The organism is Actinoallomurus sp. CA-142502 (assembly GCF_050936355.1).
GTDB classification, from domain to species: domain Bacteria; phylum Actinomycetota; class Actinomycetes; order Streptosporangiales; family Streptosporangiaceae; genus Actinoallomurus; species Actinoallomurus iriomotensis.
This window is the reverse complement of sequence record NZ_JBNJMY010000001.1, coordinates 8929602-8955373: the sequence shown is the minus strand read 5'-3', so window position 1 is coordinate 8955373 and position 25772 is coordinate 8929602. Positions and strand designations below refer to the sequence as shown.

Genomic DNA, 25772 nt, shown 5'->3' with positions numbered 1-25772 from the left:
CATGGCGGAGCCCACGGAGAACACCGACGCGCCGCTCACCGGCCGGTCCCTGGTCGGGGCGGTGGACGTCATGGGGACCGGGGGCACGTTCCACGCCGTCGATCCCGCGACGGGCGCACGCCTGGAGCCCGGGTTCGGCGAGTGCGGCACCGCGGAGGTCGAGCAGGCCGCCGAGCAGGCTTGGCAGGCCTTCGACGCCTACCGTGCCACCACGCCCGAGGTACGGGCGGCGTTCCTGGAGTCGATCGCGGCCGAGATCGAGGACGTCGCGCCGGCCCTGGCCGCGCGGGTCCAGGAGGAGACCGGGTTGCCCGCGGGCCGGGTCGCCACGGAGACCGCCCGCACCACCGGCCAGCTCCGGCTGTTCGCCGGCGTCGTACGGGACGGCGCCTGGCGGCAGGCCCGGATCGACGCGGGCGACCCGGACCGCGAACCCGTGCCCCGGCCCGACATCCGGCAGCGGTCGGTCCCCGTCGGCCCGGTCGCGGTGTTCGGCGCGTCGAACTTCCCGCTCGCCTTCTCCGTCGCCGGCGGCGACACGGCGTCCGCCCTCGCGGCCGGCGCGCCCGTCGTGGTCAAGGGGCAGCCGGCTCACCCGGGGACGGCCGAGATCGTCGGCCGTGCGGTCCGGGCCGCCGTGCGGAAACACGATCTGCCCGCGGGCACGTTCAGCCTGCTGCAGGGCACGAGCACCGACCTCGGGCACGCGCTGGTCACCCACCCGTACATCCGGGCGGTCGGTTTCACCGGCTCCCGGCGCGGTGGCCTCGCGCTGGTCGAGGCGGCCGCGCGCCGTCCCGTACCGATCCCCGTCTACGCCGAGATGTCGGCGGTCAACCCGGTCTTCCTGCTGCCCGGCGCGCTCGCGGAGCGGGCGGTCGCGCTCGCCGCCGGGTTCGCCGCCTCCATGACCGGGAGCGCCGGTCAGCTGTGCACGAAGCCGGGACTCGTCTTCGTCCTCGACGGGCCGGACGCGGACCGCTTCGTCGACGCGGCGAGCGAGGCGGTCCGGGCCGTCGCGCCCGCGCCGATGCTCAGCGCCGGGATCGCCGCCGCGTACGAGAGCGGCGTCGGGACGCTCCGATCGATCGGAGCGGTCGAGGAGGTCGCGCGGGGTGCCATCGGCGGGCCGCTCGCCTGCCCGGGTGAGCCGCACCTGTTCGTCACGACGGGCGAGGCGTTCCTGGCCGACGGGCGGCTGCACGAGGAGGTCTTCGGCCCGGCCGCCGTCATCGTCCGGGTCCGCGACGAAGAGCGGCTCACGGAGATCGTGGACCGCCTCGAAGGGCAGCTCACGGCAACGGTCCACCTCTCGCCCGGCGACCACGGCACCGCCGCCCGGCTCCTGCACCGGCTCGAACTGGTCGCCGGACGCCTCATCGTGAACGGCTGGCCCACCGGGGTGGAGGTCGGGCACGCGATGGTGCACGGCGGTCCGTTCCCCGCCACGTCGGCGCCGGCGACGACGTCCGTCGGCGCCCGGGCCATCGAGCGTTTCCTCCGGCCGGTCGCCTATCAGGACGTGCCCGCGGACCTGCTTCCACGCGAGCTGCGCGACGACGACCCCGACGGCGCCGTCCGGTGGCGCGACGGCCGGCCGGAGACGGATCGTACGGGACGGGGCGGCGACCGATGACCGACCGGATCGCCCACGTGAGGCTCTCCTCCATCGTCCTGCCGCTGGCCGATCCGATCAGCGACGCGAAGGTGCTCACCGGCCGGCAGCGGCCGATGACCGAGGTGGTCTTCCTCTTCGCCGAGATCGTCAGTGCGGCCGGCCACGAGGGCATCGGGTTCTCCTACTCCAAGCGGGCCGGCGGCCCCGGCCAGTTCGCCCACGCCCGGGAGATCGCGCCCGTCCTGATCGGGGAGGACCCCGCCGACATCGGCAGGATCTGGACCAAGCTCACCTGGGCCGGCGCCTCCGTCGGCCGTTCCGGCCTCGCCGTCCAGGCCATCGCGGCGATCGACGTCGCACTGTGGGACCTCAAGGCCAAACGCGCGGGGCTCCCGCTCGCCAAGCTGCTCGGCGCGTACCGCGACTCGGTCCGCACGTACAACACCTCCGGCGGTTTCCTGCACACCCCGGTCGACGAGGTCATCGAGAACGCCAGAAGTTCGCTGGCGGCGGGCATCGGCGGCATCAAGCTCAAGGTCGGCCAGCCCGACTGGCGCCAGGACATCGCGCGCGTGACCGCGGTACGCGAGGCGCTGGACCCGGACGTCCCGCTCATGGTCGACGCGAACCAGCAGTGGGACCGCGCCACGGCGATGCGGATGGGCCGGCTGTTCGAGCCGTTCGGCCTGGTCTGGATCGAGGAGCCGCTGGACGCGTACGACGCGGAGGGCCACGCGAACCTGGCGCGCGCTCTCGACACGCCCATCGCCACCGGCGAGATGCTCTCCAGCGTCGCCGAGCACGTCCGTCTCATCGACGCCGGCGCGGCCGACATCGTGCAGCCGGACGCGCCCCGCATCGGAGGCATCACGCAGTTCCTCAAGCTCGCCGCCTACGCGGAGCACCGGCAGCTGGAGATCGCGCCGCACTTCGCGATGGAGATCCACCTGCACCTCGCCGCCGCGTACCCGATCGAACCCTGGGTCGAGCACTTCGACTGGCTGGCACCGCTGTTCAACGAGCGGCTGGAGACGCGTGGCGGTCGCATGTACGTCTCCGAGCGGCCCGGTCTCGGCATCACCCTGACCGAGCAGGCCCGCGCCTGGACGGTGGGGACCGCGGAGTTCGGCGGGCGACCCTGACCGGTCAGCGGACGAACGCGGGCCGTTTCGGGTCGAAGGACCAGCCCGGCACCAGGCACCGCATCGCGACGGCGTCGTCGCGTGCTCCCAGCGCGTGCTCGACGTACAGCTCGTGCGCCGCCGCCACCGCGTCGCGGTCCAGCTCGACGCCGAGACCGGGGCTCTGGGGTACGGCGATCCGGCCGTCGTGGATCTCCAGCGGCGCGGTGGTCAGCCGCTGGCCGTCCTGCCAGATCCAGTGAGTGTCCAGAGCCGTGATCTCGCCCGGTGCGGCGGCGCCGACGTGGGTGAACATGGCCAGGGAGATGTCGAAGTGGTTGTTGGAGTGCGAGCCCCAGGTCAGCCCGAAGTCGTGACACAGCTGGGCCACGCGGACGGCGCCGCGCATCGTCCAGAAGTGCGGATCGGCCAGGGGGATGTCGACCGCGTTCGCGCGGACCGCGTGCGCCAGCTGACGCCAGTCGGTCGCGATCATGTTGGTCGCCGTCGGGAGCCCGGTCGCACGGCGGAACTCCGCCATCGCCTCCCGCCCTGAGTAGCCGTCCTCGGCGCCGCACGGGTCCTCCGCGTACGCGAGGACGCCACCGGCGTCGCGGCACAGCGCGACGGCGTCGGAGAGCGACCAGGCGCCGTTGGGGTCCAGCGTCACGCGGGCGTCCGGGAAGCGGGCGGCGAGAGCGCGTACGGCCTCCATCTCCTGCTCACCCGGGAGCACACCGCCCTTGAGCTTGAAGTCGTGGAACCCGTAGCGCGCCTGAGCGGCCTCGGCCAGCGCGACGATCGATCCGGAGTCGAGCGCCTCGCGCCGGCGCAGCCGTTCCCAGTCGTCGGCGGCCTGCTCCTCGACGACGTACGGGAGGTCGGTCGCGGTGTGGTCGCCGACGTAGAACAGGTAGCCGAGCACCGGTACCGCGTCACGCTGCCGGCCGTCGCCGAGCAACGCGGCGACGGGCACCTCCAGATACTGACCGAGCAGGTCCAGCAGCGCGGATTCGAGCGCCGTGAGGGCGTGGACGGTCGTGCGCTGGTCGAAGGTCTGCCGGCCGCGACCACCGCGGTCACGGTCCGCGAACCGGAGGTCCACGTCCCGGAGCAGGGAGCCCAGCAGTGCGACGGGCCGCCCGACGAGGAGCTCAGCGGCGTCGTTGATCGTGTCGGCGATCGGCGCGCCCCCGGGCACCTCGCCCAGTCCCGTACGGCCGTCGCTGTCGGAGACGACGGCGATGTTCCGCGTGAAGAAGGGGCCGTGCGCGCCGGACAGGTTCAACAGCATCGAGTCGTGGCCGGCGACGGGAATGACCTCGACCGACGCGATGGTGGGTGTACGTGCCACCTGATCACCCTTCGTAGGACCGGCGGGGAGTGCCGTACGGCACGACCACGTTAGAACGGCCCGTGATACCCGGCCAGGATCAACTTTGCATCGACTGATACTCGCGAGGCATCGCGTGGATCACACCTGGAAGCCGTCGAGATGGCCGAGGACCTGCCACAGAGCCGGGTTCTTGGCGTCCTTCAGCCAGAGCAGGTGCAACTCCACCGGCTTGTCGACGCCGGCGAGCGGGAGGAACTCCACACCCTCGATGCCCAGGCGGGTGGCGGCCTCGGGGATGAAGGCGATCCCCCGGCCCGCGGAGACCAGCCAGACCATCGTCAGGACCTGGCTGACGCTGTGCACGACGTTCCGATGGCTGATCGGGACCAGGCTGACGACGAGATCGTAGAAGTAGCGGGCCTTGCTCGGGGCGTGCATGATCAAGGGTTCGGCGGCCAGGTCGCGTGCCTCGACGGGGCGGCCCAGGCCGGTGAGCCGGTGGCCGGCCGGGACGGCGACCATGATCGCCTCGCGGCTGATGACCCGTGAGCCGAAGACGTCCGGGTCGAACGGCGGGCGGGCAACGCCGAGGTCGAGCTCATGGGCGAGCAGCGCGTCGATCTGCTCCCCGGTGACCATCTCGTACAGGTCGACGTCGACGTCGGGCAGCCGCTCGTCGATGCGGCGCAGCACCGCGGGCAGGACGGCGAGCATCGAGACCGCCGTGAACCCGATGCGGACCGTGCCCGCCGACCCGGCCGAGATCCTCCGGGCCAGGTCGGGCGCGTTGTCCGCGAGCGCGAGGAGGCGTCTGGCCTCGGACAGGAAGGCCGTCCCGGCCGCGGTCAGCTCGACGCGGCGGTTGTCGCGCTCGAAGAGCCGGACCCCGATCGCCCGCTCCAGTTTCTGCACCTGCCGGCTCAGCGGCGGCTGCGTCATGTTGAGCCGTTCGGCGGCGCGTCCGAAATGGAGTTCTTCGGCCACGGCGACGAAACCGCGGAGCTGGTCGAACGAGAACATGATGCCGTAAAGGTATCACTTGATGTCTCATCGGGTTTGGACACGCATTAGTCGACGATTTTACGCTCCTCGATACCACTGCCCGTGACGTGCGTCACATGCCCGGTTCATGCCCGCCGGCGCCCGGGCCACGTCGCAGGAAGGAGAGAGCGAAATGCCCCTGATCATCGTGGCGCTCGCCGTAGTGCTGCTGCTCGTGTTGATGACCAAATTCAGGATCAACGGCTTCATCGCCCTGTTCGTCGCCGCTCTGTTCGTGGGACTCGCGCGCGGCCTGTCGCTCACCAAGATCTACGACGCGATGGTCACCGGTGTCGGTGACCAACTCGACGAGCTGATCCTGATCCTGGGGTTCGGCGCCATGCTCGGCAAGGTTCTCGCCGACAGCGGCGCCGCGCAGCGGATCACCACCTCGGTGGTCGACGTCTTCGGCATCGGCCGCGTCCAGCTCGCCATGGTCCTGACCTCGACCTGCATCGGCATCACGATGTTCTACGAGGTCGGCTTCGTGCTCCTCATCCCGCTGGTGTTCACCATCGTCCGCGAGTGCAGGCTGCCGCTCCTGTGGGTGGGGCTGCCCATGTCGATGACCCTGTCGACGATGCACAGCTTCCTGCCGCCCCACCCCGGTCCGGCCGCCGTGACCGGCACCTTCCACGCCAGCCAGGGCCTCACCCTGCTCTACGGTCTCCCGATCGCGATCGTGTCCGCCTCGATCATCTGCTACGTGTGGCCGCGGCTGGCCTTCGTGAAGCGGATCAACCCACGCGTCCCGGTCTCGCTCATCACCAACCGGGTGTTCGCCGAGGACGAGCTGCCCCGGTTCGGCACGTGCATCGTGATCGTCGTCATCCCGATCGTGCTGATGGGCGCCTCGGCCGTCGCCGAGCTCAGCATGAGCGACGGCAACACGGTCCTGCCCTACCTGGAGTTCTTCGGCAAGGCTCCGGTCGCCCTGCTCATCGCCCTGCTCCTGGCCGTCATCCTTCTCGGGCCGAAGATCGGCGGAACCGAGGACGCCGGCGACTCTCCGGCCGAGGCCGGTGGCACGGGCGGCGTTCCCGCCGGCGGTGAGGGTACGGCCACGGCGACCGCCGCCCCCGCGGTGTCCGCCGCCGAGACCGCCGTCGTGGAGCGCGGCCGTTTCCAGGCCGCGATGGACTCGTGCGCCGAAGCGGTCAAGCCGATGGCCATGATCATCCTGGTCATCGGCGCGGGCGGCGCCTTCAAGGAGGTCCTCGTCAAGTCGGGGATCGCCGACTACATCGCCGACTTCACCAAGGGCTGGCACGTCTCCGCGCTCATCCTGGCATGGGCCATCGCGGTGCTGCTGCGCATCGCCGTCGGATCCGCCTCGGTCGCGGTCGTGACCGCCGCCGGCATCGTGCTCCCGCTCGTGCAGGGCTCGGGAACCTCGCCGGAGCTGATGGTGCTCGCCGTCACCTGCGGCAGCATCGCCGCCAGCCACGTCAACGACCCCGGATTCTGGCTCTTCAAGCAGTACCTGAACCTCTCGGTGGTGGACGCGATCAAGATCCGCACGACCTACACGACGGCCCTCGCGGTGCTCGGCCTGGGCGGTGTCCTCCTCATGAACACCTTCGTCGGCGCGTAGCCCGCAATGCGTCTTGCGTAGCCGGATCGCCCCTGCGAAGATCGCCGTCGCACTGCCGAGCAGGGTCAGAAGGAGCCTCCATCAACGGGTCACGCAACCTGGTCGTCTCCGCGTTCGTCGCCTTCGCCGCCTTTGGTTCGTTCTGGGGTGTGTGGGGGGCCTCGGTACCCCGGGTGCAGCACCAGGCCGAGGTCACCGACGGCCAGCTGGGGTTCGCCCTCCTGTTCGTGGGCGCCGGCGCCCTGCCGGCGATGTTGCTGGCGGGCCGGGCGCTCGACCGCTGGGGGCTGAACGTCGCCGCCGGCGCGATCGCCCTGCTCGGCGTGGTCGGCGCCGGCCTGGCCCTGACCGCGGTGAACCTGCCGAGCCTGTGCGTCGGCCTCGGGGTCGCGGGCGCCTCCAGCGGCGCGGCCGACGTGACGATGAACGCGGTGGCCGGACGCGCCGAGAAGAACGCCGGACGGCCGGTCATCACCCGGGTGCACGGCGTCTTCTCCACTTTCGTGGTCCTGACCAGCCTCGGCGCGGGGATCACCTCCGCCGCCTCCTGGCCGCTCGCCGTGCCGTTCATCGCGGTGGCGGTTCTCTGCCTGGTCGCCGGGGCCGCCATGTTCGCGGCGGTCTCGCGCGGCGTGCCCCCCGACGACGAGGGCGACGACGAGGCGCCGGCGCCCGCCCGGAGCGGCCGGCTCGCGCCGCTGCTGATCATCGGCGTGCTGGGGGCACTGGCGTTCGCGAGCGAGAACGCCCACCAGAGCTGGAGCGCGGTCTTCGCCCAGGACGAGCTGAAGGCCGGAGCCTGGCTCACCACCGTGGCGCCCGCCGTCTTCGCGGGAACCGTGGCGATCACGCGGTTCTCCGTCGGGGGCCTCAAGACCGCCCATGCCCGGTCCGTCATCCTCATCGGCGCGCTGGCCGCCGCCGGCGGCGCGCTCGTCATCGCGAGCGCCCCGACCCTGTTCGTCGCCGCGCTGGGGCTCGTGCTCGCCGGCGCCGGAACCGCCGTGCTCTTTCCCACGCTCGTCGGCGTCGTCTCGCGCAACGTCGAGGAGCGTTACCGGGGGCGCGCGACGTCCATCGTCAGCACCGTCTCCTACCTCGGCTTCCTTCTCGGGCCCGTGTACGTCGGCGCGTGGGCCGACGCCGCGGGACTGCGCGGGGCGATGGTCGCCGTCGCTGCCCTGGCCGCCGCCCTGTTCGTCCTCACGCCGGTGCTGCTGCGCCTCAGCGGATTCGCCGCCGGTGATACGGCGCCGCGCACCCCCGAGGTCTACGCCGACCGCTGACCGCGCGGCCGCCCGTCAGCGATGGAGGAGGCGGTACCGGCCTGGGCGGATGCGGCGGTGACCGCAGACCGTCGATGTCCTGCTCGATGCGGCCGGGTCGAGCGAGCCGGAGAGCATCCTGCGGACGCTTTGAACGCCGCCGTTCTTTAGCTGGGGTCAAGGAGCGCCATGGTCGCGGGCTGCCCGGCATCTTCGGCACCCGGTCGCCGGTGGCTCCCTGAGGTCAGGTGTGGTCGGCCGCGCGCAGGCCCTCGAGGGCGGCGTCGGCGAAGGCGGCGACCGCGTCGCCGGACTGCGCCGGCCGCCACACCGCCGACGTCGACCAGGTGAGCCGCGGCTCGTCGATCGGCCGCCAGACCAGGCCGGCGGGGAGGGCGCCCGCCGGGGGTTCGTTCAGATGGACCCCCAACCCGGCCAGCACCAGGCCGAGGACGAAGTCGGGGTTGCGGGCATGGCGGATGGCGCCCGGCAGGAAGCCGTTGTCGCGGCAGGCCGCCAGCATGTGGTCGTACAGCCGGGGCGCCATCTCGCGGGGGAAGATCACCAGCGGTGAGCCGTTGAGGACCCGGAGCCGTACGAGCTCCTGATCGGCCGCGGGGTGGCGTTCCGGCAGGACCACTCCCAGCCTCCGGTGCACCACCGGGCCCGACGCCAGGCCCACAGTGTCGCACGGGTGCCGTACGAGACCCGCGTCCAGTTCGCCTTCACGCAGCCTGCCGAGCTGTGTCTCGGTGGTCAGCTCGTGGAGTTCGACCAGGACGTCGGGGACGCGTTCGGTGAACGCCGTCACGAGGGTCTGGAGCGTGCGCGGCGCCGTGTCGGGTGGCACCCCGGCGCGGAGCACCCCGGAGGCGCCCGGCCGGATGCGGCGCATCGCCTCACGGGCCGCCTCGGTGCCGTCCAGGATCGGGCGGGCGTGTTCGAGCAGCAGCGCGCCGGCCTCGGTCAGCGTCACCCGGTGCCGGGTCCGGTCGAAGAGCGTGACGCCGAGTTCGCGTTCGAGATCGCGGATGCGCTGGGACAACGGGGGCTGTGCCATGTGCAGGCGCTCGGCGGCGCGACCGAAGTGGAGTTCTTCGGCGAGGACCGCGAAGTAGCGCAGATGTCGCAGCTCCACCGCCGAATCATATCGTTCCGATATGACGGCCGGTCGTTATTGATGTTGGCCTGTTCGGCGCTCTCCCTGTTTGTATCCCGGCAAATGTCTTCCACATGAAGCCGGGAGGAACCCACATGACTGATGATCAAGCGAACTCGGTGCTGCTCGACCGTGACGGACCCGTCGCGCTGATCACGTTGAACCGCCCGGAGAAGCTGAACGCCTGGACCGCGCGGATGCGGGACCTGCTGATCGAGTCGCTCGCGAAGGCCGGTGCGGACCCGGACGTGCGCGCCGTCGTGCTGACCGGCGCGGGCCGCGCGTTCTGCGCCGGCCAGGACCTCAAGGAGACCGCGGGGATCGACCCGGACGACCACGCGGCCTCCGACGCGTGGATCGACGGATTCGACCGGCTCTACCGGGCCGTCCGCGACCTCGACAAGCCGACCATCGCCGCCGTGAACGGGGTGGCCGCCGGCTCGGGGTTCCAGTTCGCGCTGCTGGCCGACCTGCGCGTCGGGCACCGGGACGTGCGGATGGGGCAGCCGGAGGTGCTGTCCGGAATCCCGAGCATCACCGGCATCTGGGCGATGTGGGACGTCCTCGGACGGGCCAGGACGGCGGAGCTGGCCCTCACCGGCCGGCTCGTCGACGGCACCGAGGCCGAGCGGCTCGGCCTGCTGACCCGCCTGGTGGACGCCGAGCAGGTGCTGACCTCCGCCGTCGAGCAGGCCCGCGAGCTCGCCGCGCTGCCGCCGGGCGCGCTGGCGCTGACCAAGGGACGGCTGCGCGAGCTGGACGACGACGCGCTCGCCGCCGCCGTACGGGCCGCCAAGAAGGTGCACGCCGCGGCGTACGCGAGCGGCGAGCCCCAGCGGGAGATGGCCCGGTTCCTCGCCGGCCGTCGCCGCTGAGCAGGGGAGCGTCAGGGATGAATGACACCTACACCCGGATGCGGGACGGACACCGCTGGGAGGTGCCGGAACGGTACAACATGGCCGTCGACGTCGCCGACCGGCACGAGCGCGGCGACCTCGCGCTGATCTACGAGGACCACACGGGGGCGCGCCAGGAGGTCACCTGGGGGCAGGTGCAGGACCGGTCGCGGCGGGTGGCCACCCATCTGCGGGGGCTGGGCGTCCGGCCCGGCGACCGCGTCGCCGTCATGTTGCCCCAGCGGCCGGACACGCCGGCGGTCTACCTCGGCGTGCTGCGGACCGGGGCCGTGCTGGTGACCATGTCGCTGCTGTGGGCCGACGAGCCGATCCGCTACCGGCTCGCCGACTCGGGCACCGGCGTGCTGGTCACCGAGCCGGGCGCGGTGCACCGTGCCGGGGACTTCGGGGGCGTGGTCGTCGACGTGGACGACCCCGCGATCGACACGCTGCCGGCGAGCTTCGACGACGCCGACACGGCCGCCGACGACCCGGCGTTGATCTTCTACACGTCCGGCACCACCGGTGCGGCCAAGGGGATCGTACACGCGCACCGCACGCTGCTCGGGCACAACGAGTTCCGCTACTGCCACGACCTGCGGCCGGGCGACGTGTTCTACGGCGCCGGCGACTGGGCCTGGTCCATGGCCAAGCTCATGGGGCCGCTGCGCGCGGGCGCGGTCCACCTGGTCTACCGTCCGGCGGGAGGCTTCGACCCGGCCGGGCTGCTCGCCGCGATGTCCCGTAACAAGGTCACCACCGCGCTGGTCAACCCCACCTTCCTGCGCAAGATGCGCGCCGACGTGCCCGACGCTGGGCGGCGGCACCCGCAGTCGCTGCGGGTGGTGTGCTGTTCGAACGAGCCGCTCACCGCGGACCTGATCTCCTGGTTCCGCGACCAGTTCGGCATCACCCCGCTGGACTACTACGGGTCGACCGAGTCCTATCCGCTCATCGGCAACTTCCCGGGCGTACCGGTCAAGGAGGGCTCGATGGGCCGCCCCCTGCCGGGCTGGGACGTCGCCTTGCTCGACGAGCACGAACGGCCGGTACCCTGCGGAGAGCCGGGGGAGGTCTGCCTGCGGTCCCGCAGCAACCCGCAGTTCCCGCTGGGGTACTGGGAGCGGCCGGAGGACTCCGCCGAGGTCTTCGGCGGCGACTGGTTCCACACCAAGGACCAGGCCGTGGCCGACGAGGACGGCTACTACTGGTTCCTCGGCCGCACCGACGACGTGATCAAGACCTCCGGCTACCGCGTCGGGCCGTACGAGGTCGAAGAGGCGCTGCGGGCCCACCCGGCGGTGCGCGACGTGGGGGTCGTCGGCGTGCCCGATCCGGTGCGCGGCCAGGTCGTCAAGGCGTGGGTACAGCTCGCACCGGGCCACCGGCCGAGCGACGAGCTCGCCCGGCAGATCAGTGAATACGCCAAGGCGGCCCACTCCCGGTTCGCCTACCCGCGGCTCGTGGAGTTCGTCGACGACCTGCCCCGCTCGGCGACCGGCAAGATCCGGCGCGCCGAACTGCGTCAACGCGACGCAGGCCACCGACCCGGCATCGGTTGAGGAGACCGCTCATGACTCTCGTTCCAGCGGCGGACGCGCGTGCGATCCGCCGGACGGTCATCCTGTCCTCCGCGATCGGCAACTTCGTCGAATGGTTCGACTCGGCCGCCTACGCCGTGATGTCCGCGACGATCGCCGGGCGTTTCTTCCCCACCTACGACCGGACCGCGGCGCTGCTCGCCACCTGGGCGATCTTCGCGGGCGGGTTCATCGCCCGCCCGCTCGGCGCCGCGTTCTTCGGCCGGTACGGCGACCGGATCGGCCGCAACCGCATGCTGGCCCTGACCGTGCTGGCGATGAGCGGCGCGACCTTCCTCGTGGGGCTGCTGCCGACGTACGCGATGATCGGCGTGGCGGCGCCGATCCTGCTGTTCCTGCTGCGATGCGTGCAGGGCTTCTCGACCGGCGGTGAGTACACCGGCGCGTCGGCGTTCATCATGGAGTACGCGCCCGACGGGCGGCGCGCGCGGTTCGCGTCGGCCGTCCCGGTCACCGTCGGGCTGGCCAGCGTGGCGGGCTCCGGCCTCGGCTTCCTGCTCACCTCCGCGCTGAGCACGTCCGCGTTGCAGAGCTGGGGCTGGCGGATCCCGTTCCTGCTGGCCGCGCCGCTCGGCCTGATCGGCCTGTACCTGCGGTCCCGCGTCGAGGACACGCCGGTGTTCCAGGCGCTGGAACGCCGGGACGACATCGCGCAGACGCCCCTGCGCGACGCCGTACGGCGGTGCGGCCGGCAGATCGCCACGCTGTTCGGGTACAGCATCACGAACGCGATCGGGTACTACCTGATGAGCAGCTACATGATCGCGTACATGTCGGAGGAGCTCGGCTACGCCAAGAGCGAGGCCCAGCTGACGAACGTGATCTCGATGCTCGCCTACAGCATCGCCTGCCCGTTCGCGGCCGCGGCCAGCGACCGCTTCGGCCGCAAGCCGATGCTGCTGATCGCCTGTGCCGGGTTCGTGGTCGCGCCGCTTCCGGCGTTCGCGCTCATGAGGGCCGATCTCACCGGGGCGATCGTCGGCACGTCCCTGCTCGCCGTGCTGGTCGCGGTGATCGGCAGCTCGAACGTGCCGGCGCTCGTGGAGATGTTCCCCGCCCGGCTGCGGGCCAGCGGATCGGCGATCGGCTACACCGCCGCGTACGTGCTCTGCGGCGGCACCGCACCGTTCGTGGCGACCGGGCTGGTCTCGGCCACGGGCAGCTCTCTCGCCCCGGGCGTGTACCTGATGTCCATCGCCGTGGTGTCCACCCTCGTGGTGCTGCTGGCGTTCCGCGAGACCCGCGACCTGTCCCTCGGCCGCGACACCGTACGCGAGACGCCCTCGGGCACCGAACCCGTCTCCGCCTGACCGGCGACCAAGGAAAGAGAAGATCATGGACGCGATCACCCGTCCGCCCGTGCCCCGCAACGAGCCCGTGCGGGAGTACGCCCACGGGACGCCGGAGCGGATGAGCCTGACCGCCAGGCTCAAGGAAATCGCCGACCGGCGGTACGAGCTGACCTCGACGATCGACGGCCAACAGCGGATGGCCGGTGGCGAGCGGTTCGACGTCGTCGCCCCGCACGACCACGCGCGGGTGCTCGGCACCACCGCCAACGCCACGCACGAGGACGCCCGGGCCGCCGTGTCCGCCGCGCTGCGGGCCGCCCGGGACTGGCGGGACACGCCGTTCGACGAGCGGGTCGCGGTCCTGCTGCGCGCCGCCGACCTGCTGTGCGGGCCGTGGCGCGACACCATCAACGCGGCGACCATGCTCGGCCAGTCCAAGACCGCCGTCCAGGCCGAGATCGACGCGGCGTGCGAGCTGGCCGACTTCTGGCGGTTCAACGCGCACTTCGCCGCGCAGGTGTACGCCGAACAGCCGCTCAGCGGGTCCGGCGCCTGGAACCGGTTCGACCATCGCCCGCTGGAGGGGTTCGTCTACGCGATCACCCCGTTCAACTTCACCTCCATCGCGGCCAACCTGCCGACCGCGCCGGCGCTGATGGGCAACACGGTGGTGTGGAAGCCGTCGCCCACGCAGGGACTGGCCGCCCACCTGACGATGCGCCTGCTGGAGGAGGCCGGCCTGCCGCCCGGAGTGATCAACCTGGTGACCGGTGACGGCCTGGCCGTCTCGGAGGTGGCCCTGGCCGACCCGTCGCTGGCCGGCATCCACTTCACCGGATCCACCGCGACGTTCCGGCGGCTGTGGTCGCAGGTCGGGGCCCGCATCGGGGACTACCACGGCTACCCGCGGCTGGTCGGTGAGACGGGTGGCAAGGACTTCGTCGTCGCGCACACGTCGGCCGACCCGGACGTCCTGCGCACCGCGTTGCTCCGCGGCGCCTTCGAGTACCAGGGGCAGAAGTGCTCGGCCGCCTCCCGTGCCTTCGTCCCGCGTTCGGTGTGGGCCCGGATGGGCGACGACCTGGCCGCCGAGACCGAGTCGCTGACGGTCGGCGACGTCGCCGACCCCGGCACGTTCATGGGCGCGGTCATCGACCGGCGTTCCTTCGACCGGCTCACCGGCGTCCTGCGCGACATCCACGAGGCGCCCTCGCTCAAGGTGCTCGCCGGCGGTACGGCGGACGGCTCGAACGGCTACTTCGTCCGTCCCACGGTCGTGGTCGGCGACGATCCCGCGCACGAGGTGTTCACCACCGAGTTCTTCGGGCCGATCCTCGCGGTGCACGTCTACGACGACGCCGACTTCGAGCAGGTGCTGCACCGGATCGACACCGGTTCGGACTACGGGCTCACCGGTTCGGTGATCGCGAACGACCGGGCGGCCGTGCAGCGCGCGAGCCGGGTGCTGCGGTTCGCCGCCGGGAACTTCTACGTCAACGACAAGCCGACCGGGGCGGTCGTCGGCCGGCAGCCCTTCGGCGGCGCGCGGGCGTCGGGTACCAACGACAAGGCCGGTTCGGTCTACAACCTGCTGCGCTGGGTGAGCCCCCGCACCATCAAGGAGACCTTCTGCCCGCCGAGGTGATCCGTCACCGGCCTCGGCGCTGAGCCGCTCAGCGCCGTACGGTCCGTCGCCGTTTCCAAGGTCTCGGAGAGGACGGTGAGGGCCGCGACGATGCGCTCGCGGTCCTCACCGAGGCCGGCCACGAGCTCGGGCTCGACGGCGCCCCCGCTGGTCGGTCTGTTCGGCGAGCGGAGCTCACTGCCGATGGCCCTGGTCATGCTCGCGGCCCTGGCTCTGGCGGTGCCGGCACTGGTCGTCCTGGTCCGCCCGCGCCAGGACCGCGGCGAGGTGTGCTAGCCGCCCGCCTGGGAGCTGTCCTTGAAGCCGCCCCAGCCGTGCCAGCGGTCGACCTCGATCCAGGCGCTGACCCGGCCGCGGTCGCGCTGCGGGTACGGCCGGCCCGTGTAGTGCTGGGACAGCCGGTCGATGTCGGCCAGGGTCTCGTCGTCGCGCGTCTCGGCGACGTGCCCGATCAGGGTGACGTGGTTGTACCAGTCGTCACCGTCGAGGACCGTCAGCGAGACCCGCTGATCACCCCGGATGTGGTCGAGCCGTTTGCGGCCCTCGTCCATGTTGATCAGCACCCGGCCGTCGTCCCAGAGGTACCAGGTGGCCGTGGACACCGGCTGACCGTCGGACCGCAGGGTGGCGATGACCGCCGGGTTGGCCTTCTCGAGCATGGTGACCGCGGACTCGGGGAGGGGCGGCTTCGACATGATCTCTCTCCTTCACCTGGTGACGGACCCCGCCGGCCGATCCGTGCGACGGGTCTCGTCCGCTGCCCTACCCACGAGAAGCGGTCTCACGGGCGGCCCGGCGGCTTCGCGGCCGAACCTTGGACGCCGTTCAGCAGGCGTTCCAGTGCGTAGTCCCAGCGGTCGTCGAATCCGGTCAGAGTACGGCCGGCCTCCGCGGTCATCCGGGCGAACATCGGGTGCTCGCCGCCGCCGATGACCGATTCGATGTACGGGACCTGCCGCCGCATCCAGTCGGCGAGGTCCGCGCCGGTGCGTCTCTGACCCTCCTGATCGGCGAGTTCGATCTGCACGAACCCGTGGACGTGGACGAAGATCATGCTCATGGTGGTGAGCATCGCGTCCATGCTCAGCCCCAGATCGTCCAGGACGCCGAGGACCTGCTCGAAGAGCCGGATCCGGTTGGGGCTGGCGGCCTGGCGCCGTAGGCCGAGTTCCGCCAGCCAGGGGTGGCGGTGCATGGCCGACCGCATGCGGTCCGCCAGGCCGCGTACCTCGCCCCGCCAGTCGCCGCGCGCCGTACCGTCCGGGCGGAGGAACTCGGCGGTGACGGCGTCGACCATCAGTTCGATGAGCTCGTCCTTGCCGGTGATGTAGGAGTACGGCGACATCGGGCCGGCGTCCAGGTCGGCCGCCAGCCGTCGCATGGACAGAGCGGCCAGGCCCTCGGCGTCCCGGCGTTCGCCCGGCCGGCGCTCGTGCCCGGCCGGATGCAGAATCTCGGCGAGCTGGCCTACCTGTTCGTCCGCGACCAGATCGCCCGGCCGATGATGGGCGCCCAAGGCGACCGCTGGATGGCGGGCTGGAGTTCTTGTCCACGTTCGTCCTGCGGCCGTTCACGCATGCCGTGCGGCTGTTCGCCACCATGTTCGCCGGCCATCTGCTTGTGGCTCTCTTCGCGACGGTCGGCTACCACTTCCTCATCCAGGCGCCGACGCCGCTCGGTGTGCCCGTCGGCGTCGTCGGCGTCGCCTTCACGGTCGTCGTGACCGCCCTGGAGGTGTTCGTCCAGGCCGTGCAGGCGTACGTGTTCACCCTGATCGCCGCCTACTCCATCGGCGACGCGTGCCGGGCCCCCGTCAAGGGTTCCGGCTGAAGCGGCGGCTCGCCAGGGCGAGCATCGCGACGCCCGCCACGACGATGCATGCCAGTTCGAGGAGCACGGGTGGACGCCAGCCGCCCCACCGGGGTCCGTCGAACAGCGTCGCGGGTACGGGGCCCGGCAGGCGGGCGACGGTCGTACGGCGGAGCGCGTCGACGGCGTAGCTCACCGGGTTGACCAGGACCGCGGAGAACAGCCAGCCGGGCAGGCCGCTCACCGGGAACATCGCTCCGGACAGGAAGATGAGCGGCATCGTGACGATGCTCAGTACGGCGTAGAAGGACTCGGTGCGGGTGATCGCTATGGCGAGCAGGACACCGAGCGCGGTCATCATGAACGCGTTGATCACCATTTCGCCCAGCAGGAGGGCGAGCGTGATCGGGTCGTAGGGCAGCCGGGCGATCCCGGCCAGCGGCAGGAGCAGGGCGCCCTGGCAGGTGGCGATGCTGGCGCCTCCCAGGCATCGGCCGATGAGCACGGTCTCCCGGCGTACGGGGGCCATGACGATCTCACGGAGAAAGCCCGACTGCCGGTCGGTCACCAGCGCGACACCGGCCGAGATGGCCGGGGCTTGAACCGTCATCATCAACATGCCCGGGAACAGGAAGGTCCGGTAGTCGGCGCCTCCGGGGGTGGCGGGCAGCAGCGAGGCCAGGCCCGCGCCCAGGACCGTGAGCATCATGATCGGCTGGAGCACGGTGACGAGGATCTTGAATCGGTCGCGGCGGTAGTGCAGCATGTCGCGTTGCCAGATCACCAGCAGGGCGGCCAGCTCGCCGGTGAGCCGCCGGGCGGCCCGGGGGGCGGCCAGAGCGGGTGCCGGTACGTTCATCGCCCGGCCTCCGGCTGGTCGGTCTCGCGGATGGTGCGTCCGGTGTAGTGGAAGAACACGTCGTCGAGGCTCGGTCGCGTGACGGTGACCGATCGGATCGCCACGGTGAGGGCCGAGCACATGCGGGGCACGAAGGCGGCACCGTCTTCGACACGGAGCCACAGGGAGTCGCCGTCGGCGACGGCGTCGAGGCCGAACCGGTCGCGCAGTTGCGCGGTGGCGGCCCGGTCGTCGTTCGTGCGGAGTTCGACGCGGTCCGCGCCGATGACGGTCTTGAGCGCCGCAGGGGTGTCCTCGGCGATGATCTGGCCGTCGTCGATGATGGCGATGCGGTCGCAGTGCTCGGCCTCATCCAGGTAGTGCGTCGTCAGGAAGAGCGTGATCCCCTCTTGGCGCCGTAGCCGGTGCAGGTGGTCCCAGATCTGGGCGCGTGTCTGCGGATCGAGGCCGATGGTCGGTTCGTCCAGGAACAGCACACGGGGTCGATGCATGAGACCGCGCACGATCTCCAGGCGGCGTTTCATACCGCCGGAGAAGGTCCCCACGAGGGAGTCGCGCCGGTGGCTCAGGCCGGCCAGGTCCAGCAGCTCCCGCGCACGTGTCTGGGCGGTGGATGCCGGGACGCCGTGAAGACGCGCGTGGAAACGGAGGTTCTCCCAGGCGGTGAGCCCCTGGTCGAGAGTCGTGTCCTGGAAGACCAGCCCGATATGGCGCCGTACCTGGTGCGCGTCGGTGGTCACGTCATGGCCGGCGACCCGGGCCCGTCCGGCGGACGGCGCCGTCAGTGTGCACAGCATCGCGATGGTGGTGGTCTTCCCGGCGCCGTTGGGGCCGAGGAAACCGAACGTCTGACCGGCCGGAACGGTCAGGTCGATCCCTCGTACGGCGGGCCCCTCCGGATAGGACTTGGCCAGGCCACGAGCGTGGATGACCGGCACCGCCGCCGCGGCGCTCGGCGAGGATCCGGTGTCCTCGCTGCCGGGAGCGGACCGGCTGTCGCCGGGGGGCAAACGGGTGGTCATCTGATCTCCCATGGTTCATGGTGCGTGGTGCTCGAACGTCGCCTTCTATTGCCGTCCAGCACCGTTATGTTACTCTGTGCATGCATTCCATGACAGAGAGTGACCAAGGAGGAGAGCATGCTTACGCTGACCGAACCCCGCGACGCCGGTGTGATCGAGCCGGAGTCCCTGGCCGCCGTACCGTCGGAGGCGCCGGAGTTCCAGGCCAACAGCTGCACGGTGTGTCACTGGGGGATGACCAAGCTGTGCGACGACTTCAGCACCCAGGCCTGACCGGGCGACCGTGCTGACGCCCGCGGCGAGCGTGCTCTGACCGCCGGGCGGCCGAGGGGCCATCGAACGTGATGGTCCCTCGGGCTTTTCACGGACCGGCCGTGCGCCGGCGAGGAGTATCGAGCGGGAAGGCCGGCGAACATGCCCATCGACACCGCCCTCGGGCCCCAAGAGGAAGCCGTCCGTGCCGCACTGGCCGAGTCGGTCGCCGGGCACTCCCGGCCGCACCACCCGAACGGCATGTGGCTCGTCGTCGAGGATCCGGGGTTCCGGCTTCCACCGCAGGGCTGGAAGATCCACCTGGCCGCGCGCCCCGTGACGCTGCTGGAGACGCTCCGGCGGAGCCTGCCCGCGCTGCTGTCCGTTCCCTGCCACTTCAAGGTCATCAGGTCCGGCCCGCTGTTGCGGGACCTCAACTCCTCCAACAACCATCCCGGCTCGATCGGTAAGGCCGTGACGATCTATGCCGACGAAGCCGATGTGGTGGATCTGGCCCGTCGGCTCGCCGCCGACCTCGCCGGGCTGGAGGGGCCCCGCGTCTACAGCGACCGTCGCGTCGCGCCGGACGCCCCCGTCTACTACCGGTACGGGCCCTTCCGCGCGACCTACGCCGACAACGACGATGGCGACCTGGAACTCGTCGTCACCGGCCCGGACGGCCGGACGTCACCGGGCGCCGCGGGCGAATCCTTCTGGCAGCCTCCGTGGGCCCCCGACCCTTTCGCCGCCGCCGCCGTCGAGCGCGCCGGCGAGGCCGGGGCGGCCATGCTCGGCGGGCGCTATGAGGTGGTCCGGGCGCTGACCCGCAACGGCAAGGGCGTCGTGTACCGAGCGGTCGACCTCGCCGGAGACCGGGAAGTGATCATCAAGGAGGCGCGGGCCTTCGTCAACGAGGACTCCCGGGGACGCGACTCGCGGGCTCGGTTGCGCAACGAGCGGTACGTGCTGGAGAAGCTGCGCGGCCTCGACGGGATACCCACGGTGGTCGACCACTTCCGGCACGGCGACCGCGAATATCTCGCCATCACCGACATGGGCGCGCTGGCGCTCGGCCGGGACGTCGCCGAGAACGGGCTCTACACCGCCGACCCGGCGCCACGCGGCCGGAGCCTTCCCCGGCTGGCCGCCGCGTTGGGTGCGCTCCTCGACCAGGTGCATGAGCGAGGGGTGCTGGTACGCGACGTCGGCCCGACCAACATCGTTCTCGACGGCGCCACGGGCCGTCCCTGCCTGGTCGACTTCGAGATCAGCCATGTCGAGGGCCCGCAGATGTTCGGGTGGACCCCCGGCTACAGCCCGCCCGAGCAAGAACGCGACGAGCCGGCCACCGTGGAGGCCGACTACTACTCCTTGGGCGCCACACTTTTCTACGCCGCGACGGGCCTGCCGCCGACCTGGCTCACCGACGATCCGTACAACCACGACACCGAGCGCGCCGCCGCCGTCCTGGACGGGCGTGGCGGAATCAGCGACACGATCCTCGGGCTGCTGGCCGCCGACACCGGACGACGGCGGATGGCGGCGGACGCGATCCGCTCGGGCCGCTTCCGCGGCGAACCCGCGGTCCCGCCCTCCTCGCATGCCCCTGTACGGTCCGCCGCCGAGCGGACCCGTCGGCTGAACACGGCGATCGAGCACAGCGTCACGGAGGTCTCACGGTACGCCGTCCGGCTCATGGCCGGCACGGATCTCACCGGCGGCATCGTGGCCAGCCCCGTCAACGTCTACCGCGGCGGCGCCGGCATCGGCATGGAGCTGTTGCACCACGGGCCCGCTCAGGACCTGGCGCGGGCCCTGGCCTACTGGACCAGCGGGCAGCGGACCCTGCGCCACGGCCGGCCCGCGTTCTACACGGGCGACACGGGCATCGCCGTCTTCCTCGCCGCGGCCGGCATCACGCTGGACGACGACATCCTGGTCTCCCTCGCCGAGCCCATGGCCCGGCCGGTGCTCTCCCGCGTGACCGCGGACGATCAGCACAACGGCCTGGCGGGCATCGGCACCGGGCAACTGCTGGCGTGGCGGCTCACCGATGACGCCCGCCGCAGGGACCTCGCCGCGGAGTGCGCGGCACGGCTCCTCGCGAGCGACTCGGCCCTGACCGAGGAGACGCCCGACTACGCCGACTGCGCGCAGGTGTCGCGCACCCTGGGTTTCTCGCACGGCCTCGCCGGGATCGTGCACTTCCTGCTCACCTACCGGGTGGTCGCGACGGGCGACGCCGTCGAACCCGCCCTGCGCAAGCGATGCGACCTGCTCGCCCAGCATGTGGTGCCACTGATCGACGCCGCCAGGTCCCCCTCGGCCAAGCCGATGCACGCGTCGTTCTGCCAGGGACTCGCCGGGATCGGCGCGACACTCGTACGGGCCGCCCACGAGCTCGGCGCGGACGGTCATCTGGATCTGGCCCGCGAAGCGGCCGCGGCCTGCCGCGATCTCGCGCCGCGCATGTACGCGCTCACACAGTGCTGCGGGCTGGCCGGAATCGGGGAGTTCTTCCTCGACCTCGTCCAGCTGACGGGAGACGAGACGTACCTCGGCCAGGCGCACCGGGTCGCCGACCTGATCCTCGACAGGGCCGGCGGGCCGGCCGACGCCCCCGTCTTCCCCGACACCTCGCTCCACGGCAGCAGCGGGAGCTGGTCGACCGGCACCGCGGGCGTGCTGACCTTCCTGCGCCGGCTCCGTGACCCCGGCTCGCCGCGGCTGTGGCTGGACCCCGTGGCCCTATAGCCGATCGGCGTAGCGGTACAAGGCCCACACTCCGTCATCGAAGTCCGGGCTCCACAACGAGGTGTTGGCCAGGTCGGTGTTGGTGGTCACTCCGCCGATGTAGCCCCGGCCGGTCGCCGCGTCGAAATCCTCCAGCCACGGGCCTCCGCTGGCACCGGTGGTCAGCGGACACGCCATCCGCAGGCGGCGCCCGGCCGGCACGGTGACGCCCTGACAGGAGAACTGCCGGTCTCCGGGGTAGGGCGGCAGGAAGGGATACCCGAGGATCGTCAGCCGCCGCGTCCGAGACGAGGCTCCGACGCGGATCCCGTTGCCGCCGACCGCATCGACCAGCGATCCGCCATCGGCGGCGGCCACCTTCACGAAGGCCACGTCGAGGCCCGGCTCCGTCCGCCCCACCCAGCCGGTGAAGGCGGCCAGCCAGGTCGCGCGCCAGATCCCGTACGGCCGCCGGCCGCGATCGAAGAAGGGAACGAACACCCAGTTCTGATGCCAGCCGCCGTCCCGGTTGTACACGCAGTGACCCGCGGTACTGATCAGATTTCTGGACGGGCTACTGACCGCCGCGGCGGAGCATGAGTAGTCCCGGCCGCTGGCGGAGCTCCGGAAGAAGACCTTCCCCACCGTCCGGCTGGTGATCCGACCCGTGCTCGTCTTTTGATCCACGGCCCGTACGGGCGGGAGCCGCCGACCGGCATCAGGACGGCCCCCCGGCACATGGTCGGCCGCTTCCATCCGATCGGCGGTCCAGTAATCGGCGACGGCGGCGTCGGCCGACACCCGCTTCCGGGCCATCGCCCGAAGCACTCCGGCGCTGAGCGGAGCCCGGACCGCCACCGGAGCCCGCGCCTCCTCCGGTCCGGCGGCCGTCGCCGCTCCCACGCGATCGGTCGGGGCGAGGAGGATCGGCAACGACACCATGGTGCGCAGTACAAGGCGTCTCACGTCCCGATGCCTATCACGGACCGGAGCCGGATCCGGGAGGAACGGAGTCCGCTGTTCCCAGCGTCCGGGTCGTACGGACGTCATTCGGCGGGTATGTCCCTGAACAGGGACTTTGTAAGGAGGCGCGACATGGCGCTGTTCTTGGCCCTCATCCTCCTGGCGGTGGGACTCGGCATCGCGGGGTGGGTGGTGAAAGGCCTCTTCTTCCTGCTGATCATCGGGATCGTGGTCTTCATCGCCGACCTGGTGTTCGGCGGAATCCGGATCGGCCGCCGTCACGGCGGCACCCGCGCCGTGCACTGACTCGCCGGGTCCCGGCCGACCGCGGACCGCTCAGCCGTCCTCGGCCTTGCCGGTGAGGGAGGCGAGCTGGGCCAGGATGGACGGGTCGCTGATCTTCTCGTCCTCGGCGAGCAGGAGCACCTTGCTCAGGATGATGCTCGTCATCCGGTCCTCGTCGGCGAACGGCAGGAACAGCCGCCGGTGCGCCGTGGCGCCGAACGAGGCGGGCACCACGCAAAGGTGGCCGCCCGGGTCGACGTGGATGCTGCCGCTCGTCAAATGCACCCGGTAGGTCGCCCGGGTGCCGCTCACCACGGCCGAGTTTCCCTCGACGGCGACCCGGGCCGGCCCCAGGTCGGCGATGAGCGCCGCGAGTATCTGCGCCCGGCCGGCCGCCTGCGCCGGCGACAGGTATGTCTCCGGCTCGGTGCCGGCGACCGACACCACCAGGTCCAGGTCTCGCATGACCTCGGAGAAAACCGCCGGCGGCACGTCGGCCAGCGGCACCGGTGTGCCGCCGACGCTGCCCGAGCCGGTCGGGGCGCCGTAACGGCCCGGGCCGCGGTGGCCGCCGGTCAGGAAGCGGACCTCGCCGACGAGGACGTCCCCCAGCCCGAAGTAGCCGTGGAAGTCGCAGCGCAGCGCAGCGATGAGACCGTCTCCGACGGCGCGGGTCGCCTGGTGGTCGTCGTACTCGCCGTGGGTGAACCAGCCCCGGCCGGACAGCAACCGGCCCGCGACCGCGCCGCCGACCGTCTGCCCGGCGAACCGCCGCGACACGTCGCCCGCCTCGCGTTCCGCCGGAGTGAGCACGTACAACTCACGGAACGCCTGCTTGACCGGCTGGCGGAGCCGACGCCGCACGATCTCCGCCTGCCAGCGGGAGAGCACTCCTCGCTCGTGCAGTTCGACGGGGTGCACGGCGGTGACCGGACCGGTGGTGTCGAGCTGGTCGAGCAGGTCGATCGTCCCCGCGCGGTCCCGCCAGAGCAGCGCGGGCAGCATCGCCGCACCGGCGGGCAGCGACCGTAGCCGGGCCAGTTCGTCCGGCGTCAGCGTCCCGGCGGTGGCGACCAGCCGCTCCACCAGCCCGGTCCGCATCCGGCGAGCCTGGTCCCGCAGTCGTTCCTGATGCTCACGCAGCCCCTGGTAGCCGGGGTCGGAGCGGACGGCGGCCGGCACCGACTTCAGTGCCCTGCCCGCCCGGCGGACCGTCATCGTCGGGTCGGCGCCGTCGAACCGCAACGCGATCCGGTAATCGCCGACGTCGACCTCCGCAGGCGTCTCGGTGGCGATGCGCGCCTCGCAGTCCCATTCGAGGCGGCTCGCGTCCGCGACGCCGGCCACCTGCGCCAGATGGTCGAGGGCGACCGCGATCGCGGCGGCGTGGCTGTGCCTGCGGTTGGGCCCGAGCTTGGCGCCCTTCTTCGCGGACTCGCGCAACGCCAGGTAGCGGTCCAGAACCGTTTCGTCCGGGGCGAGGGGCAGCATGCCGAACGCGGCGATGCCCTGCAGCGCGTGGTGCTTGACGCGTTTCAGCACCTGGACGCGGTTCGACCCCATGACCGCGGAGACCAGTTCATTGGGTACGAGCTCCAGCAGGCGCCGGGCGGCGTCCGTGCCGGCGTCCTCGATTGCGGCGAGGAGGACGGCCCGGTCGTGACGGGTGGCCTCGCCGACCGGCATCGCCCGGATCAGGCGCAGCAACGGCGCGGCGCGTTGCAGGCCGAACAGCGGCAGTAGCGTGTCGGCGTCACCCGCGTGCAGCCGCCACTCGAACGCCTGGCGCTGCTCCTCCACCGGCCGGTCCCGTAGCAGGTCGAGCAGGGCGGTGCGTTCCTCGCCGGTCAGTTCGGCCACGCCGAGATGGTCGGCCACGCGCTGGTCACCGTGCCAGGTCAGCGCCGCCCGCACGAATCGCAGGCCACGAGGCGTCGGCACCTTGGGCAACTCGTCCCAGTCGGCCGGGACCGGGGCGGAGACGAGTCGCCAGGTCAGCGCGTCCACATGGTCCCGTACGGCGTCCGCGCAGGCCAGCGGCCGGCCGGTCGGGTCGCCGGTCGGTGACCGGCCGAGAATGGCGTAGCCGAGGTAGTGGTCATCGGTGAAGGCCTGTTCGACCACGGTGGCGTCCAGGGCGTCCGCCCGGTGCAGCCGGTCGAGAACGCGCGCCACCGTCTCCCGGCCCAGGGTGCCGAGCGGAGTGAGAATGAGGATCCGCAGCAGGTGCGTGTCGGCGGCGGCGATGGCCCGCTCCGCCACCTCGTCCAGCACCAGCCGGTGCCGGACGTCGCACCCGAGGTATGCGGCGAGCAGGGCCTTCCGGTGAGCCGTCGGCCACGGCGCGGCCAGCAGGGCGGTGATGTCGTCCGGCCGGCCGGTCGGGAAGACGGCGTCGTAGAGCTCGTCGAGCTCCGCGACGATGTCGTCCACGTGCGGTGCGAGGTTGCCGATCGTCTGGTCGTCGCCCTGCTTGAGCCGGAGCCGAATCTCCTGGGCGGTGTCCCGAAGGGCCGTCGAGTCGCCGGTTTTCGCCGCGATCCGCGCCTGGTCCACCAGCCGCCACAGTGCCGCGCGGTGTGCGTGGACGACGTCGACGTAGCCCTCGGGGATGGGGCGCTCCACCCCGATCAGCCTCCCGCCAGAGCGACCAGCCGCAGGAACACGACCGGCTCACCGAGCCGGAGCGCGACCTCCTCGTCCAGGTCGACGACCTGCCGCCCGCCGGCGAAGATCGCGAACGTGCCCCGGGAGAAGGCCCGATGCGCCCGGCCCACCTCCGTGGTCACGTCCGGGTCCGCCGGCGCCTGCGGCGGCATCTTGATCGCGCCGTTGCGGGCCTGCGTCCGGAGATCGTCGTCGGACAGGTACTGGCGGTCGAGGATCCGGCGGCAGCGCGCCGTGTCGGCGCGCAGGGCCCGGATCTGCTCCTCGACCGTGCGCCGGATCAGCTCCCGCACCGTCGTGCGATCCTCGGCCAGCCGCACCAGCACCGCCGGCAGATCGTCGCCGGACGCGCCGGGCATCCGGCTCCGCACCTCGATGTCGACCATGGCCGTCACCCTAGGACAGCGGTCGGACAGGCCGGACCGCCGGACCTGGTGACGTCGAGTGTCTGGCTCCAAAGACGCGTTGTCCGTACATGTGGATCGTGAGTACTGGGCAGGGCACTCACTGCGGGGCCAAAACGACTTTGCATCAGAACGGACGCAGATCGAGGTACGCGGACCATTCCAGTCTCTGCTGATCTGAACGAGCTACGCCGGGTCGCGGACGAGCAG

The 25772-nt window shown here is 71.6% G+C and carries 23 protein-coding genes; 13 read left to right on the top strand and 10 right to left on the bottom strand.

What is annotated here, in order from left to right; translation table 11 throughout:
* Window position 1: 1 nt before the first annotated feature.
* Together ACQEV1_RS41730 and ACQEV1_RS41725 are read left to right on the top strand one after the other, a co-directional pair.
* Window positions 2-1636 (top strand): aldehyde dehydrogenase (NADP(+)), encoded by a 1635-nt coding sequence (locus tag ACQEV1_RS41730; RefSeq protein WP_433402098.1) that lies wholly within the window; start codon window positions 2-4, stop codon window positions 1634-1636.
* The gene (locus ACQEV1_RS41725; RefSeq protein ID WP_433402096.1) at window positions 1633-2760 is read left to right on the top strand and encodes an L-talarate/galactarate dehydratase; all 1128 of its coding nucleotides are present in this window, start codon (window positions 1633-1635) and stop codon (window positions 2758-2760) included. The genes ACQEV1_RS41730 and ACQEV1_RS41725 overlap by 4 nt, the downstream gene beginning before the upstream one ends.
* A gap of 4 nt (window positions 2761-2764) precedes the next feature.
* Here the strand turns inward: ACQEV1_RS41725 and ACQEV1_RS41720 are convergent, their stop codons facing one another.
* Window positions 2765-4093, bottom strand: coding sequence for an enolase C-terminal domain-like protein (locus ACQEV1_RS41720; RefSeq protein ID WP_433402094.1), 1329 nt, complete (start codon window positions 4091-4093; stop codon window positions 2765-2767).
* 120 nt (window positions 4094-4213) lie between these two features.
* Complete coding sequence (locus ACQEV1_RS41715; RefSeq protein ID WP_285630639.1) at window positions 4214-5095, bottom strand: LysR family transcriptional regulator; 882 nt, start codon at window positions 5093-5095, stop codon at window positions 4214-4216.
* A 154-nt stretch (window positions 5096-5249) separates the two neighbouring features.
* Between ACQEV1_RS41715 and ACQEV1_RS41710 the strand changes: the two genes are divergently transcribed.
* Window positions 5250-6710, top strand: coding sequence for an SLC13 family permease (locus ACQEV1_RS41710; RefSeq protein ID WP_433402092.1), 1461 nt, complete (start codon window positions 5250-5252; stop codon window positions 6708-6710).
* A 32-nt stretch (window positions 6711-6742) separates the two neighbouring features.
* Window positions 6743-7996, top strand: coding sequence for an MFS transporter (locus tag ACQEV1_RS41705; RefSeq protein WP_433406070.1), 1254 nt, complete (start codon window positions 6743-6745; stop codon window positions 7994-7996).
* Between the two features lie 223 nt (window positions 7997-8219).
* Here the strand turns inward: ACQEV1_RS41705 and ACQEV1_RS41700 are convergent, their stop codons facing one another.
* Window positions 8220-9113 carry a LysR family transcriptional regulator gene (locus ACQEV1_RS41700; protein WP_433402090.1) on the bottom strand — a complete coding sequence of 298 codons (894 nt, stop codon included), beginning with the start codon at window positions 9111-9113 and terminating at the stop codon, window positions 8220-8222.
* A 116-nt stretch (window positions 9114-9229) separates the two neighbouring features.
* Here ACQEV1_RS41700 and ACQEV1_RS41695 point away from each other — a divergent pair, with 116 nt between their 5' ends.
* From ACQEV1_RS41695 to ACQEV1_RS41675, 5 genes are all read left to right on the top strand, one after another.
* Window positions 9230-10009: an enoyl-CoA hydratase/isomerase family protein gene (locus ACQEV1_RS41695; RefSeq protein ID WP_433402088.1), complete on the top strand. Its 780-nt coding sequence runs from the start codon at window positions 9230-9232 to the stop codon at window positions 10007-10009.
* A 17-nt stretch (window positions 10010-10026) separates the two neighbouring features.
* Entirely contained in the window at window positions 10027-11592 is a 1566-nt protein-coding gene (locus ACQEV1_RS41690; RefSeq protein ID WP_433402086.1) for an acyl-CoA synthetase, read from the top strand.
* A gap of 11 nt (window positions 11593-11603) precedes the next feature.
* The gene (locus ACQEV1_RS41685) at window positions 11604-12941 is read left to right on the top strand and encodes an MFS transporter (RefSeq protein WP_433402084.1); all 1338 of its coding nucleotides are present in this window, start codon (window positions 11604-11606) and stop codon (window positions 12939-12941) included.
* A gap of 25 nt (window positions 12942-12966) precedes the next feature.
* Window positions 12967-14568, top strand: coding sequence for an L-glutamate gamma-semialdehyde dehydrogenase (gene pruA, locus ACQEV1_RS41680; protein WP_433402082.1), 1602 nt, complete (start codon window positions 12967-12969; stop codon window positions 14566-14568).
* A 75-nt stretch (window positions 14569-14643) separates the two neighbouring features.
* A complete protein-coding gene (locus ACQEV1_RS41675) occupies window positions 14644-14844 on the top strand; it encodes a hypothetical protein (RefSeq protein WP_433402081.1) in 201 nt (66 codons plus the stop codon).
* On the opposite strand, the gene ACQEV1_RS41670 is transcribed toward ACQEV1_RS41675, so the two are convergent.
* Both ACQEV1_RS41670 and ACQEV1_RS41665 read right to left on the bottom strand, forming a co-directional pair.
* Window positions 14841-15263, bottom strand: a complete 423-nt coding sequence (locus ACQEV1_RS41670; RefSeq protein ID WP_433402079.1) for a PPOX class F420-dependent oxidoreductase — start codon at window positions 15261-15263, stop codon at window positions 14841-14843. The two genes, ACQEV1_RS41675 and ACQEV1_RS41670, sit on opposite strands and share 4 nt — an antisense overlap.
* Before the next feature lie 86 nt (window positions 15264-15349).
* Window positions 15350-16084, bottom strand: coding sequence for a TetR/AcrR family transcriptional regulator (locus tag ACQEV1_RS41665; RefSeq protein ID WP_433402077.1), 735 nt, complete (start codon window positions 16082-16084; stop codon window positions 15350-15352).
* 29 nt (window positions 16085-16113) lie between these two features.
* Between ACQEV1_RS41665 and ACQEV1_RS41660 the strand changes: the two genes are divergently transcribed.
* Window positions 16114-16398: a F0F1 ATP synthase subunit A gene (locus ACQEV1_RS41660; RefSeq protein WP_433402075.1), complete on the top strand. Its 285-nt coding sequence runs from the start codon at window positions 16114-16116 to the stop codon at window positions 16396-16398.
* Here ACQEV1_RS41660 and ACQEV1_RS41655 read toward each other — a convergent pair.
* Together ACQEV1_RS41655 and ACQEV1_RS41650 are read right to left on the bottom strand one after the other, a co-directional pair.
* Window positions 16382-17236 (bottom strand): ABC transporter permease, encoded by an 855-nt coding sequence (locus tag ACQEV1_RS41655; protein WP_285630674.1) that lies wholly within the window; start codon window positions 17234-17236, stop codon window positions 16382-16384. The two genes, ACQEV1_RS41660 and ACQEV1_RS41655, sit on opposite strands and share 17 nt — an antisense overlap.
* Window positions 17233-18258 (bottom strand): ATP-binding cassette domain-containing protein, encoded by a 1026-nt coding sequence (locus ACQEV1_RS41650; RefSeq protein ID WP_433402074.1) that lies wholly within the window; start codon window positions 18256-18258, stop codon window positions 17233-17235. Before ACQEV1_RS41650 ends, ACQEV1_RS41655 begins: the two co-directional genes overlap by 4 nt.
* 117 nt (window positions 18259-18375) lie before the next feature.
* On the opposite strand from ACQEV1_RS41650, the gene ACQEV1_RS41645 reads away from it, so the two are divergent.
* Together ACQEV1_RS41645 and lanL are read left to right on the top strand one after the other, a co-directional pair.
* Window positions 18376-18531: a hypothetical protein gene (locus tag ACQEV1_RS41645; RefSeq protein ID WP_285573865.1), complete on the top strand. Its 156-nt coding sequence runs from the start codon at window positions 18376-18378 to the stop codon at window positions 18529-18531.
* Window positions 18532-18672: 141 nt separating this feature from the next.
* Window positions 18673-21264 carry a class IV lanthionine synthetase LanL gene (gene lanL / locus ACQEV1_RS41640; RefSeq protein WP_433402073.1) on the top strand — a complete coding sequence of 864 codons (2592 nt, stop codon included), beginning with the start codon at window positions 18673-18675 and terminating at the stop codon, window positions 21262-21264.
* Here lanL and ACQEV1_RS41635 read toward each other — a convergent pair.
* A complete protein-coding gene (locus ACQEV1_RS41635; protein ID WP_433402071.1) occupies window positions 21259-22209 on the bottom strand; it encodes a trypsin-like serine peptidase in 951 nt (316 codons plus the stop codon). The genes lanL and ACQEV1_RS41635 overlap by 6 nt on opposite strands.
* 129 nt (window positions 22210-22338) lie before the next feature.
* On the opposite strand from ACQEV1_RS41635, the gene ACQEV1_RS41630 reads away from it, so the two are divergent.
* The gene (locus tag ACQEV1_RS41630; RefSeq protein WP_433402070.1) at window positions 22339-22512 is read left to right on the top strand and encodes a hypothetical protein; all 174 of its coding nucleotides are present in this window, start codon (window positions 22339-22341) and stop codon (window positions 22510-22512) included.
* 30 nt (window positions 22513-22542) lie between these two features.
* Here the strand turns inward: ACQEV1_RS41630 and ACQEV1_RS41625 are convergent, their stop codons facing one another.
* Window positions 22543-25116 (bottom strand): DUF4132 domain-containing protein, encoded by a 2574-nt coding sequence (locus ACQEV1_RS41625; protein ID WP_433402069.1) that lies wholly within the window; start codon window positions 25114-25116, stop codon window positions 22543-22545.
* 5 nt (window positions 25117-25121) lie between these two features.
* Window positions 25122-25544, bottom strand: coding sequence for a hypothetical protein (locus ACQEV1_RS41620; protein WP_433402068.1), 423 nt, complete (start codon window positions 25542-25544; stop codon window positions 25122-25124).
* Between the last annotated feature and the right edge of the window lie 228 nt (window positions 25545-25772).